Below are 13,028 nucleotides of genomic sequence, written 5' to 3'. Positions count from 1 at the left end.
ATCATCGGTCGAATCACATCTCAGAGGAGCGGGCATGGCTCGGTTTCCCAAGCCGGCTGAAGGCAGCTGGACTCAGCACTACCCCGAGCTCGGCACCGGCCCGGTGTCGTATGAAGACTCGATCAGTCCGGAGATCTACGAACTGGAGCGCAAGGCGATCTTCAAACGTGCCTGGTTGAATGTCGGCCGGGTCGAACAGCTTTCACGCAAAGGCAGCTACTTCACGAGGGAGATGAAGGCCGCCAACACCTCGATCATCTTGGTGCGCGGGAAGACCGGGGAGATCAAGGCCTTCCACAACGTCTGCCGTCACCGGGGCAACAAGCTGGTGTGGGACGACATGCCGCTGGAGGAGACCAGCGGGGTGTGCCGGCAGTTCACCTGCAAATACCACGCCTGGCGTTACGACCTGGACGGTGAGCTCAACTTCGTCCAGCAGGAGGCCGAGTTCTTCGACCTGGACAAGAGCCGTTACGGCCTGGTTCCCGTGCACTGCGAGGTGTGGGAAGGGTTCATCTTCGTCAACTTCGCCAAGATCCCCGAACAAACTCTCCGCGAATTCCTGGGCCCCATGATCACCGATCTGGAGGGCTACCCGTTCGACAAGATGACCTCGCGTTTCACCTATCGCTCTGAGGTGAAGGCGAATTGGAAGCTCTACATGGATGCCTTCCAGGAGTTCTACCACGCACCGATCCTGCACGCGAACCAATCCCCCACCGCCTACTCGAAGGCCGCCGCGGAGTCCGGTTTCGAGGCACCGCACTACCGGATCGAAGGGCCGCACCGGTTGGTGAGCACGTCCGGTGTGCGGGCCTGGGAGATGCCCGACGAGATGCGCAAGCCCATCGAGGACATCTGTCAGAGTGGACTTTTCGGCCCATGGGAGAAACCGGATCTCGGCGAGATGCCGGTGGGCCTCAACCCGGCCAAATGCGATCCGTGGGGGTTGGACTCGTTCCAGTTGTTCCCCAACTTCGTTGTGTTGTTCTGGGGCCAGGGCTGGTATCTGACCTACCACTACTGGCCCACCTCGTTCAACACGCACACCTTCGAGTGCACGCTGTACTTCCCGCAGCCGCGCACGCCGCGGGAGCGGCTGGGCCAGGAGTTGGCCGCCGTCTCCTTCAAGGAGTACGGCCTACAGGACGCCAACACCCTGGAGGCCACCCAGAGTTCGATCGAGACCCGGGTGGTCGACGAGTTCCTGCTGTGCGATCAGGAGATCCTGCTTCGGCACCTGCACAAGGAGACCGCGGCGTGGATCGACGACTACCAGCGCAAGACCGCGGGAGTGTGACCCCATGAGTACGAAACTGCCGGCCGAATTCGCCGACCTCGAACGGTTTTCGGACTGGTGTCTGTCCAGTGAGCCACAGCGTTACGGCAAGCGGATGGACAGCACGATGACCGAGATGCAGGCCTTCTACGACGCGATCACGCCCCGCGCGGAGGAGGCGATCAGCTACTGCGACAAGTTCAGTCTCGATGACATGCCCGAGGACGTGCTCAACCTCATGCACCTGCTGTATTCGATGGTGATGGTGTCCTTCCCGGTGGAGTGCTGGAAGCAGCCACGGGTACCCGATTCCGGTGCGACATCGTTGGACTGCGTCGTCGAGCCGGTTCCATGACGCAAGGCGAGACCGCGGCCGAAGTCCCGAAGACAGTCCTTCGCGCCGCCCGTTGGGTGGACGTGGCAGGCGGCCAGGTCCGGTCCCCGGCGGTCGTGGTCATCGAGGGCAACCGCATCGCTTCGATCAATCCCGAAGGGCCGCTGCCGGATTCGGCCACCGTCGTCGACCTCGGCGACGCCACCCTGCTGCCCGGGCTGATGGACATGGAGCTCAACCTGCTGATCGGCGGTCCGGGTAATCCCGGCGGACTGCCGACACCGATGCACGGCGTCCAGGACGACCCTGCGTACCGCACACTGCGCGGCGCGGTGAACGCCCGCACCACACTGGACGCCGGGTTCACCACTGTCCGCAACCTGGGCCTGATGGTCAAGACCGGCGGCTACCTGCTCGACGTCGCACTGCAGCGCGCGATCGACCAAGGCTGGCACCAGGGGCCCCGCATCTATCCGGCCGGCCACGCCGTCACTCCCTACGGCGGGCATCTCGATCCCACGGTGTTCCAGCGACTGGCACCGGGCGTCATGCCGCTGTCGGTCGCCGAGGGCATAGCCAACGGGGTACCGGATGTCATCGCGTGCGTGCGGTACCAGATCCGCCACGGCGCCAAGCTGATCAAGGTCTCTGCCTCCGGCGGCGTGATGTCCCACAGCACCGCGCCGGGCGCCCAGCAGTACTCCGATGCCGAATTCGAGGCCATCGCCGACGAGGCGCACCGCGCCGGAGTCAAAGTCGCTGCCCACGCTGTCGGGGACACCGCCATCCAGGCCTGTATCCGGGCCGGCATCGACTGCATCGAACACGGATTCCTGGCCAGCGACGAGACAATCCAGATGATGGTCGACCACGGCACGTTCCTGGTGTCCACGACCTACCTCACCGACGCCATGGCGATCGACCGCATCGCACCCGAGCTGCGCAAGAAGGCACTCGAAGTGTTCCCGCGCGCAAAAGCCATGCTGCCCAAAGCTATTGCCGCCGGAGTTCGCATCGCCTGCGGCACCGACGCCCCAGCCGTGCCGCACGGCGAGAACGCCAAGGAGTTGTGTGCACTCGTCGAACGCGGCATGACCCCGATGCAGGCGTTGCAGGCCGCGACGCTGGTGGCCGCACAGCTGGTCGATGCCGCCGACGAGCTGGGGCAGCTGGCCCCGGGTTATCTGGCCGACGTCATCGCCGTCGCGGGGGACCCCAGCACCGACATCGCGACAACTCTCGACGTCCGGTTCGTGATGAAGGACGGCAGGATCGTCAGGCACGGAAGGCCCAGTGCGCTAGCGTCGGGTTGAGGCGCGTGTGGCAGGAGAACGAGGATGGATCTGAACGAGAACACCTTGTGGTGGCTCAAACAGGCGTTTTATTTCTCGCTCACCGAAGTCAACGAGTCGGTCAAGGAACACGGCGTCACCACTGCCCAGATCGGTGTCCTGCGCCAGTTGACCAATCAGCCCGGGCTGTCCGGCGCCGAGTTGGCCCGTCGGCTGCTGATCACCCCGCAGGGCGTGCAACTCGCGCTCACCGCGTTGGAGAAGCGGGGCCTGGTCGAGCGCAAACAGGACCCTCAGCACGGGCGCATCCTGCAGGTCTTCCTCACCGATGAAGGTCGGGCGGTGGCCTCTGCCGTCGTCGCCGATGCCGTCGCGGCCCATGAGCGGGTGTTCGGTGTACTCAGTGACGACGAGCAGGAGCAGCTGAAGGCACTCCTCCGCCGGGTGATCGAACAGGGCACCGGCCACACGCCGCAGTCTGACCACATCGACCCGTGAAATCTCCGCCTCCCGACGGGGCGAGCAGGCAGGCCTATTTGCGGCGGCGCCGGCCGATGCTGCGCAGCCCGTCGGGAAACGACAACCCGTGGATGATCCGTTGCGTCCGGAAGTACTGGCGCGGAAGCGATGCCGTGTTGTAAGGCAGGTCGTACTTCTCGCACAGTTCCCGTACGCGAGCACTGACCTGTGGAAGGCGGTTGCTCGGCAGGTCGGGGAACAGGTGATGCTCGATCTGGTAGCACAGGTGACCGCCCGAGATCGCCAGCAGCGGGCTCGCGTTGAAGTTCGCGGTCCCGAGCATTTGCCGCAGGTACCACTCGCCTTTGGTCTCGTCCTCGACCACCGCCGGGTCGAAGGTCTCGGTGCCGTCGGGGATGTGCCCGCAGATGATGTTCACGTACACCCACAGGTTCCGGAGCACATTCGCGGTGAGGTTTGCCGCCAGGGTTCGGCGCCACCGGCGCAGGCTCAGGGCGGGCAGGAACACATAGTCCTTGGCCAACTGACGGGCGGCCTTGCCGAAGAACTTCCGTTTCTCGACCGCAACAGCGTCCGGCGAGTCCAGCCGGAGACGCTCCGAGTGCAGCCCGTGCAGGGCGATGCCCCATTCGAACATCGCTGCCAACACCAGGTTTCGCACCGGGGTCACCAGGTACCACCAGCGCCAGGGCTGGTCGGGTGTCACCCGCAGCAGGCGATAGCCGATGTCCTCGTCCATGCCGAGCACATTGCTGTAGACGTGGTGCCGGTAGTTGTGCGAGTACCGCCACTGCGCGGAATGCCCGACCATGTCCCACTCCCAGGTGTTGGAGTGGATCTCAGGGTCGTTCATCCAGTCCCACTGGCCGTGGGAGATGTTGTGGCCGAGCTCCATGTTCTCGATGGACTTCGCGTACGCCAGCGCGCACGTGCCCAGCAGCCAGCCCTTCTTCGACCGGCTGCCGGTGATCACCAGACGCGCCGCGACGTCGAGTGCCCGCTGGAAATGGATCACCCGCCGGATATACGCCGCGTCCGTCGCTCCGAGCGAGTCCTCGATGTCACGACGGAGCACGTCGAGCTCAAACGCGATCTCTTCGACGTCCGCGCTACTGAGATGCAGGTAGCTGGGAACGTCGGCGATCGCCATCAAGGTGTCCTCGGGGTGCAGCGTTGGAGCGGTGCAATCCGGGCCACCGCGAGGGTCAGCCCGCAGCCTAGAGGCTCGTCCCTGGCGACAGGTAATCGAGGTTTCCCACACCGCCGTCGATATCTAGCACTTGAGATTAATGACAAGTACTTGATATTGTTGGCCCCGATGGAGACATCGACGACACCCCGCACGGAACCCGACGACGTAATCGACGCCGACGGGTTCACGCCCGTGCGGATCAAGCAGGTGGTCCAGGAGACCGCCGATGCCTTATCGCTGGTGCTCGACGTCCCCGAGCCGAGCAAGGGAAGATTCGGCTACCTGGCGGGCCAGTTCGTCACCCTGCGGGTGACGATCGACGGTGCCGAACACCGCCGGTGCTATTCCATGTCCTCATCACCGGCCGTCGAGTCCGATCTCCGGATCACCGTCAAGCGCGATCGTGACGGCCTGGTCTCCAACTGGATCAACGACACCGCAACCGTCGGTGACGTACTGCACATCGCACCGCCCGAGGGGCGCTTCGTTCTCACCGCCACCGAACGCGATGTCGTCACCTTCGCCGGCGGCAGCGGCATCACGCCGGTGTTCTCGTTGGTGCATTCGGCATTGGCCGCCACCACCCGTAACGCCCGGCTGTTCTACGCCAACCGCAATCTCGACTCGGTGATCTTCCGGGAGGCATTGGCCGACCTGACCGACGCCTACAGCGGTCGCGTCGACGTGCACCACCATCTCGACGATCTCGACGGCGTCGTCTCACCCCAAAGCATCGCCGACTTCATCGGCAGTGCCGGACCGCAAGACGAAGCTCGCGCTCATGCCGACTACTACGTGTGCGGTCCCGCGCCGTTCATGGACACTGTCGAGCGGGTCCTCCTCGACGCCGGGATCCCCAAACAGCAGGTGCATCTGGAGCGGTTCAGCGTCGCCGCGATCCCGCCTCCCGATCCTGCCGAACCCGTGGTCACCGAAGAGGTGACGATCGAACTCGGCCGCAGTACCGTTACCGCGCCCTACCGCGCCGGCAATACCCTGCTGCAGACCGCACGCCTGGCCGGCCTCAAGGCTCCGTCATCCTGCGAAACCGGTTCGTGCGGAACATGTATGGCTCATGTGGTCGAGGGCAGCGCACGCATGCTCAACAACGACGCCCTCGACGACGACGAAGTTGCCGAAGGCTGGGTGGTGACGTGCCAAGCACTTCCCACCAGCCGCACAGTGAGGGTGGTCTATGAGTAAAGCCAGCGTGAACAGGGTCGCCGTGGTGACCGGCGGAGGATCGGGCATGGGTGAGGCGACCTGCCACGAGTTGGGCCGGCGCGGCCATCACGTCGCCGTACTCGACGTGAATTCCACTGCTGCTCAACGTGTTACCGATGATCTGCAATCAGCCGGCGTCACCGCCTTCGCGGTCGGCGCCGACATCACCGATCGCGCCGCGGTGGAAGAGGCCTTCGGCAAGGTCCGCAGTGAACTCGGGCCGGTCGGTATCTTGGTGACCAGCGCGGGGATGTTCGGGTACGCCCCATTCGCCGAGATCACCGAGCAGTCCTGGGCACAGATGCTCGAGGTGAACCTGAGCGGGACGTTCCGCTGTTGCCAGGTGGCCCTGCCGGACATGATCGACGCCGGGTGGGGACGCATCGTCATGATCTCCTCATCGAGCGCCCAGCGCGGTACACCGTTCGCGGCCCACTACGCCGCATCGAAAGGCGCCCTCCTGACCCTGACGAAATCGCTGGCCCGCGAGTACGCCGCGCACGGCATCACCGTGAACAACATCCCGCCGTCAGGTATCGAGACCCCCATGCAGCACCAGTCACAGGCCGCGGGCTACCTGCCGCCCAATGAGACGATCGCCGCCAACATTCCGCTCGGCCGGCTCGGCACAGGAGCGGATATCGCTGCCGCCGTGGGGTTCCTGTGCTCCGAGGAGGCCGGTTTCATCACCGGACAGACCCTCGGGGTCAATGGCGGCGCGGTGATGTAGCGGCGCGTGGCCGCCCCGAACAGTCCCAAAACCCACTAGTCACACGGAGGTTCGCATGGCAACCAAGTGGCCCAAGCCGGTCGAGGGATCCTGGACCGAGCACTATCCGGACCTGGGAACCGGGCCGATACCGTTCCGGGATTCCATTTCTCCCGAGTTCTACGCTCTGGAGCGGGAGGCTGTCTTCAAGCGGGCCTGGCTCAACATCAGCCGGGTCGAGGAGACTCCCGAGGTCGGCAGTTACATCACCCGCCAGGTGGAGGCCGCCGAGGCATCGCTGCTCCTGGTGAAAGACCACGACGGCGACATTCGGGCCTACCACAACCTGTGCCGCAGACGCGGACACACTCTGGTACCGGCAGACTTCCGTGCGACCGAATTACGCAGCACCGGGGACGAGTTCGAATGCCGGCGCTGTGGGTGGCGTTACGGTCTCGACGGAAAGCTGATATCGCTACCCGATGCGGACGGCTTCGCCGGTCTGGATACCGCAGACTACGGCCTGGTCCCCGTGCACTGCGACGTGTGGGCCGGATTCGTGTTCGTCAACTTCGACCTCGAGCCGCGCCAAAGCCTGCGCGAGTTCCTGGGCCCCATGGTCACCGCACTCGACGACTACCCGTTCGGCAAGCTCACCGAGCGCTACGACTGGGTGGCCCACAACAACAGCAACTGGAAAATCTTCGCCGACGCCTTCCAGGAGTACTACCACGTGCCGTCGCTGCACACCCAGCAGGTGCCACCGGAGGTTAGGGATCCCAACGCCGGATTCACCTGTGGGCATTTCCAACTCGACGGTCCGCACCGGCTCGTCTCGACCGCCGGCACCCGGCGCTGGTTACTCGCACCGGAGTACATGTACCCGATCGAGCGGGCCACCCAGAGCGGGCTGGTGGGTCCGTGGCGCACCCCCGACATCGGCGACCTACCGATGCACGGTCTCAACCCCGGAAACATCGAGCCGTGGGGCATCAGCAACTTTCAGATCTTTCCCAACCTGGAGATCCTGATCTATGGCGGCTGGTACCTGCTGTACCGCTACTGGCCCACCTCGCACAACACCCACCGGTTCGAGGCGTTCACCTACTTCCACCCGGCCCGCACGGTGCGCGAACGCATCGAACACGAGGTGGCCGCTGTGGTGCTCAAGGAGTTCGCCCTGCAGGATGCCGGCATGCTCGGCGGCACGCAGGCCGCACTGGAGTACGACGTCATCGACGACTTCCCGCTCAACGATCAGGAAATACTGGTGCGTCACCTGCACAAGGTGGCCGTCGACTGGGTCGATGCCTACCAGCGTGAGCGCACGCCGGCAGGAGCATCCCGATGACATCCGCCCGACTGCCGAGCGCTTTCGCCGAACTCGAGCCGTATGCCGAAATCTGGTGTCTGCCATCAGAAACCGAACGCTGGGACCGCCGCATGGCCAGCACCATGCCTGAAATGCACCAGTTCTACGATGCCTTCTTCCCACGGCTCGAAGAGGCGATCGAATACTGCGACAAGTTTCCGCTCGACGACGTTCCCGACGATGCGCTCAACCTGCTGCACATGATCTATTCGCTGATCATGGTCTCGATGTCGGTGGAGATCATGCACCATTCCGCCCCGATCGACGCCGCCGACGCAGTCATGATCCGCACCGGAGACCCACGGCCATAACCGGCACCGAACACGAAAGGACACACCGATGAGTGTGTTGACCATCAACAAGCTGACCGCTTCGGTGGGCGCCGAGGTTGTCGGCGTCGACCCGGAACGCCTGGGCACCGACGACAGCCTGGGAGCTGCGGTGCTGGACGCACTGGAAGACAACGGGGTACTGGTGTTCCACGGCTTGCACCTGAATCCCGAAGCCCAAGTAGCTTTCTCACAGCGCCTGGGCGAGATCGACCGCTCGGCCGACGGCCACCACCCCGTGTCGGGCATCTATCCGATCACCTTGGACAAGTCGAAGAACAAGGCGGCCGAATACCTCAAGGCGACGTTCGACTGGCATATCGACGGCTGCACTCCCATGCACGACGAATGCCCGCAGAAAGCCACCGTGCTGTCCGCCCTCGAAGTCGCCGCGCGGGGCGGTGAGACCGAGTTCGCCAACACCTACGCGGCCTACGACTCGCTCGGTGAGGCCGAGAAGGAGCGCTACCGGACGCTGCGGGTGGTCCACTCCCTGGAAGCCTCACAGCGACGGGTCTATCCGGATCCGACCGCCGATCAGCTGAGCCGATGGCAGGCCCGGCCGACCCACGAGAACCCGCTGGTGTGGACGCACCGCAACGGGCGAAAGTCGTTGGTACTGGGCGCTTCGGCGGACTACATCGTCGGCATGGACCGCGAAGAGGGCCGAGCCCTCCTCGCCGAACTCCTCGCCCACGCCACTACCGCCGACAGGGTGTACAGCCACAAGTGGTCGGTCGGCGACACCGTCATCTGGGACAACCAGGGCGTCCTGCACCGCGCCGCACCCTACGAGCCCAACTCACCGCGGCACATGCTGCGCACCACCGTGCTCGGAGACGAGCCGATCCAGTAGCCCCCTTCAGCTGCCGTCGACGACCCTGATGATGGTCTTACCCGCGACGCGTTTTGCCGGATCGAATGCCGACAGTGCATCTGAGAGCGGAAGTACCGTGCCGACGGACGGCCGCAGCCGGCCCCTGCGGAGTTTGCGCTCCAGCGTGACAAGCTGGTCCCGGTCCGGTTCGACGACGAAGAAGACCGCTCGTGCGTCTGCTGGCTGGACCCGCGGCGGTTCGGCGATGGTGACCAGGGTGCCGCCCGGCCGCACCACCTGTGCTGAACGATCCAGGATCTCACCGCCGATCACGTCGAAGACCACGTCGACCTGACCGACGGCTTCTGTCCACCCGGCTTCGAGCTCCACGAACGTGTCGACACCGAGAGCGAGCGCGGTGTCCTGCTGCGCGGCTCGCCCCGTGCCGATCACCCGGGCCCCCTGTGCTCGCGCCAGCTGCGCGGCGATCGAGCCGACAGCGCCCACCACCCCGTGGATCAGCACGGTCTGCCCAGAAGTCAGGTGCCCGTGGTCGAACAAACCCTGCCAAGCCGTCAGGCCGGAGATAGGAATTGCGGCCGCCACAGTGTGGTCGACATCGGCCGAAAGCGGCGCAAGATTGCGCGCTTCGACGGCTACGTACTCCGCGAGTGTGCCGTTGCGGGCCCAGTCGGTGACCCCGAAGACCCGCTGCCCGATCGTCACACCCGTTGTGCCATAGCCAAGTTCGACAACCGTTCCGGAGACTTCGTGCCCCGGTACGGTAGGCGTTCTGTCCCGCCCCGCGCGATCGACCCACGTTCCCGGCCAATCCAGCTCGCCAGGTGTGAACGCGGCCGCGTGCACCTGGACGATGACGTCATTCTCGGCCGCATGCGGGTACGGAATCTCCGACAGCGCCAATCCGGCCACGCCCGCTGCGCGGTCGCCGGTGATTACTGCTTTCACGGTTGTACCTCGTTTCCCGGTGAGCCGATCGTGATTTGACGTGCGCTCGGATGACGCAGGTGCTCGCGGGTCTTGATCTCCTCGGGATCCAGCATGGTGATCATGTCGACGCCTGGTGCACAGATGCAGACCGCCAGGAACACACTGCGGTGGTGCGGCTCCAGATTGGCGGCCTGGTAGTGGACCACATCCCCGCCTGGTTCCCAGAACGCCCCGCCCGCAACAATTTTCCTGGGCTCCTCACCCTCCAGCTCGAACAGGATCGAACCCTCAAGGACATAACCGAAGACCGGTCCCGAGTGGCGGTGCGGTTGTACCCCGGGGTCGGCCGGCGGGAGCTCGATGATCTGCGTCATCGCATGCGCACCATCGGGTATCCGCGGCGGGGTGACGCACAGAAGGTCGTTGACCGTGACGTTGCCTGCAGCCAGCATTGTTCATTTCCTTCGTTCGAACCGTCGTCCGTCCATCAGACCAACGCTGGTCCATCAAGTCCAACGAACAATATTGATCATCTCTATCGCGAAGCGCGATACTCCGAACATGGAACTTCGCCAGCTTGAGTACTTCATCGCGGTCGCCAGCGAAATGAGCTTCTCCCGAGCCGCGAACCAGACGCATGTTGTCCAGTCGGCCCTGTCCACGGCGGTGGCGAAACTGGAGAAGGAACTCGGCGTGGAACTGTTCGACCGCTCCAAACACCAAATCAGAATCACGCCTGCAGGAGAGTTGTTCCGCGAGCACGCCCGCCAGGTGGTCCAGACCGCGCGGCTGGCAAAGGATGCGGTGAGCGCGTACCACGGGGAGCTGACCGGAACGGTCGACCTCGGGTCGCTGATCTCATTCGGCACTCTCGACGTGCCGAAGGTGCTGGGCGACTTTCACCGCGATTATCCGCTTGTCCGCATCAGGTTGCGGCAGAGCCAAATTGGCTCCATGGCCTATCTCTCGGCGATCACCGACGGATCTCTCGATCTGGCTCTTGTGTCGGCCCCCGACCGGTTCCCCGCCCGCGTTCAGATGCAGTTGCTGTGCCAGGAGCCGATGGTGTTCGTCTGCCGTACCGATCATCCGCTCGCACACCGCAGTGCTGTAGAAGTCACCGAGCTCTGCGATGAGGATCTGATCGGTTTTCCGTCCGAATTCGGGCTCAGACGTCTCGTCGATGCCGCGTTCGCAGCGGCCGGTGTGACGGCGCGGGTGTCGCACGAGGTGGCCCTCGAGTACTCGATCGCCGGCCGTCTGGTCCGACACGGCCTCGGGACCATCGTCATGCCCGCCAGTGAAGCCGCCCGCTATCCAGACCTTCGCGCCGTCGAGATACGACCGGCAATCATGTGGGACATCTACCTCGCTTCGGCCGAACAGTCGCGGCTGGGGCCTGCCAGCACCAAACTGGCAGAATTTCTCCTCGCCTCCGTCTGACCTGGTCGGCGTGCAGGATAAGGGTGGGTCAGGCGCTGTGCAGCACGAGATCGGCAGCGCGGTGGGCGATCATCATCGTCGGCGCGTTGGTGTTGCCCGAAGTCAATGTCGGCATGACGGACGCATCGATGACGCGGAGTCCGTCGATGCCGTGTACCCGTAATTCGGAGTCCACGACCGACGCGTCATCGGTGCCCATCCGGCAGGTTCCAACGGCGTGGCCGATGCTGGTTTCCCGCCGGGCCAGCCACGCACGATCCTGCTCGCCGGGGTTGAGGTACGCGCCGGCAACGCCTTTCATCGCCGACCCTCCCTCGACGACATCACGGGCCAGACTCATTCCCTTGCGTAGCCGATCGACGTCGTCACCGTCGCCCAAACGCTGGAATTCGATCCGGGCTTTCCCGTCGCGCAGTCCGACCCGGCCCCTGGCCTGAGGATGCATGAGCACGGTGTAAACCGTGAACCCGTCGACACGCTCGATCGCCGTCCGGCCAGTGCTGGCATTGAGTTCGTAATGTATGGGGCTGACCGCGATTTGGAAGTCATCGGTGAAGATCTGGGCTTCGAAAGGCGACATCGTGAGTAGGCCGTCACCGTGCATCAGCAAGGAACGAATGCCCATCAGCGCCCCGACCGCACCGAGTGTATTTGCGGTGGGCACCTTCGACGCCCAGAATTGAGTACCTACCAGGTGGTCCTGGAAGTTCTCACCGACGCCGGGAAGTTCGAGTGTGGTGCCCGATGGCCCGATTCCCGAGCGCATCAGCAACGCCGGCGAGCCAATGGCGCCTGCACTCAAGATAACTTCTTGGCGGGCAAGAAGTTTGCGTCCCCGGCATTCGATGCCGACGGCTCGACCGTTCTCGACGAGGACCTTCGACACTGTCGTCCTGGCGAGCAGTCGCGGCCGTCGATCTCGCGGCAGTGATCGAAGGAAGCCACGCGCCGAGGAAACCCGCAGGCCTCGACGTTGGTTGACCTGAGTTCGGGACACGCCCAGTTGTGACAGGCCGTTCTGGTCCGGGTTGAGATCATGTCCGGCCTCGGTGGCGGCAGCGATGAACGCTTCGTCAACCTCGTGGCGGTGCCCACACCACGACACCGAAATCGGCCCGGCGTCGCCGCGATATTCGTCGGCTCCACCGATCCAGTTCTCGATTGCCTTGAAATGCGGCAGAACCTGATCGAACGACCAGCCATGGCATCCGGCCTCGGCCCAGCCGTCGTAGTCCGCGGCACGACCGCGCACATAGACCATGGCGTTGATCGACCCGCTACCGCCGATGATGCGGCCGCCAGGGAAGTGCTCGACGACGTCACCCTTGCTCGGATCGGGTGCGCACTGGTGTTTCCAGTTGGCAGTCAGGTAGAGCGAGGCAATCCCGGTGGGGACCCGGACGTCCGGTCGACGATCCGTGCCTCCGGCCTCGACCAGCACCACGTCCGCACCTGCCGACGCCAGCTTTGACGCCACGATCGATCCGGCCGACCCGGCACCGACGACGATGAAGTCGGCAACGTCGGCGGCAGGCATGGAACGGAGGCTAACCAGTTCTCCCGAGATGCGTGGGCGGATCCACCATTTGGTCGACAGACAGATTCA

General features: G+C 64.4%; 14 protein-coding genes. 10 read left to right on the top strand and 4 right to left on the bottom strand.

Annotated elements, in window-relative coordinates:
- The first annotated feature begins 34 nt into the window (after positions 1-34).
- The 4 genes from ACZYZF_RS05375 to ACZYZF_RS05360 are packed head-to-tail and all read left to right on the top strand — an operon-like array spanning position 35 to position 3,403.
- Entirely contained in the window at positions 35-1,300 is a 1,266-nt protein-coding gene (locus ACZYZF_RS05375; protein ID WP_463743184.1) for an aromatic ring-hydroxylating oxygenase subunit alpha, read from the top strand.
- 4 nt (positions 1,301-1,304) lie between these two features.
- Positions 1,305-1,634: a hypothetical protein gene (locus tag ACZYZF_RS05370; protein ID WP_463743185.1), complete on the top strand. Its 330-nt coding sequence runs from the start codon at positions 1,305-1,307 to the stop codon at positions 1,632-1,634.
- Positions 1,631-2,926 carry a metal-dependent hydrolase family protein gene (locus ACZYZF_RS05365; protein WP_463834766.1) on the top strand — a complete coding sequence of 432 codons (1,296 nt, stop codon included), beginning with the start codon at positions 1,631-1,633 and terminating at the stop codon, positions 2,924-2,926. Before ACZYZF_RS05370 ends, ACZYZF_RS05365 begins: the two co-directional genes overlap by 4 nt.
- 24 nt (positions 2,927-2,950) lie before the next feature.
- Entirely contained in the window at positions 2,951-3,403 is a 453-nt protein-coding gene (locus ACZYZF_RS05360; RefSeq protein ID WP_463743187.1) for a MarR family winged helix-turn-helix transcriptional regulator, read from the top strand.
- A 34-nt stretch (positions 3,404-3,437) separates the two neighbouring features.
- Here ACZYZF_RS05360 and ACZYZF_RS05355 read toward each other — a convergent pair whose 3' ends face one another.
- Positions 3,438-4,535 (bottom strand): fatty acid desaturase family protein, encoded by a 1,098-nt coding sequence (locus tag ACZYZF_RS05355; protein ID WP_463743188.1) that lies wholly within the window; start codon positions 4,533-4,535, stop codon positions 3,438-3,440.
- Between the two features lie 168 nt (positions 4,536-4,703).
- Between ACZYZF_RS05355 and ACZYZF_RS05350 the strand changes: the two genes are divergently transcribed.
- Genes ACZYZF_RS05350 through ACZYZF_RS05330 form a run of 5 tightly spaced genes read left to right on the top strand, consistent with a single transcriptional unit; the run spans position 4,704 to position 9,067 of the window.
- Entirely contained in the window at positions 4,704-5,780 is a 1,077-nt protein-coding gene (locus ACZYZF_RS05350; RefSeq protein ID WP_463743189.1) for a 2Fe-2S iron-sulfur cluster-binding protein, read from the top strand.
- Entirely contained in the window at positions 5,773-6,531 is a 759-nt protein-coding gene (locus ACZYZF_RS05345; protein WP_463743190.1) for an SDR family NAD(P)-dependent oxidoreductase, read from the top strand. The genes ACZYZF_RS05350 and ACZYZF_RS05345 overlap by 8 nt, the downstream gene beginning before the upstream one ends.
- Positions 6,532-6,586: 55 nt before the next feature.
- On the top strand, positions 6,587-7,861 hold the full coding sequence (locus ACZYZF_RS05340; protein WP_463834764.1) for an aromatic ring-hydroxylating oxygenase subunit alpha: 1,275 nt from the start codon (positions 6,587-6,589) through the stop codon (positions 7,859-7,861).
- Entirely contained in the window at positions 7,858-8,193 is a 336-nt protein-coding gene (locus ACZYZF_RS05335) for a hypothetical protein (protein ID WP_463834763.1), read from the top strand. The genes ACZYZF_RS05340 and ACZYZF_RS05335 overlap by 4 nt, the downstream gene beginning before the upstream one ends.
- A 28-nt stretch (positions 8,194-8,221) precedes the next feature.
- Entirely contained in the window at positions 8,222-9,067 is an 846-nt protein-coding gene (locus ACZYZF_RS05330) for a TauD/TfdA dioxygenase family protein (protein WP_463834762.1), read from the top strand.
- 6 nt (positions 9,068-9,073) lie between these two features.
- Here ACZYZF_RS05330 and ACZYZF_RS05325 read toward each other — a convergent pair whose 3' ends face one another.
- Together ACZYZF_RS05325 and ACZYZF_RS05320 are read right to left on the bottom strand one after the other, a co-directional pair.
- A complete protein-coding gene (locus tag ACZYZF_RS05325) occupies positions 9,074-9,997 on the bottom strand; it encodes an NADP-dependent oxidoreductase (protein WP_463834761.1) in 924 nt (307 codons plus the stop codon).
- Entirely contained in the window at positions 9,994-10,431 is a 438-nt protein-coding gene (locus tag ACZYZF_RS05320; RefSeq protein WP_463834760.1) for a cupin domain-containing protein, read from the bottom strand. Before ACZYZF_RS05320 ends, ACZYZF_RS05325 begins: the two co-directional genes overlap by 4 nt.
- Before the next feature lie 109 nt (positions 10,432-10,540).
- On the opposite strand from ACZYZF_RS05320, the gene ACZYZF_RS05315 reads away from it, so the two are divergent.
- Positions 10,541-11,422, top strand: a complete 882-nt coding sequence (locus ACZYZF_RS05315) for a LysR family transcriptional regulator (RefSeq protein WP_463744133.1) — start codon at positions 10,541-10,543, stop codon at positions 11,420-11,422.
- A 28-nt stretch (positions 11,423-11,450) separates the two neighbouring features.
- On the opposite strand, the gene ACZYZF_RS05310 is transcribed toward ACZYZF_RS05315, so the two are convergent.
- Entirely contained in the window at positions 11,451-12,959 is a 1,509-nt protein-coding gene (locus tag ACZYZF_RS05310) for a GMC family oxidoreductase (protein ID WP_463834759.1), read from the bottom strand.
- Positions 12,960-13,028 lie beyond the last annotated feature (69 nt).

Source organism: Mycobacterium sp. IDUB_24 (genome assembly GCF_055419385.1).
This window is presented reverse-complemented; position numbering and strand designations above follow the sequence as displayed.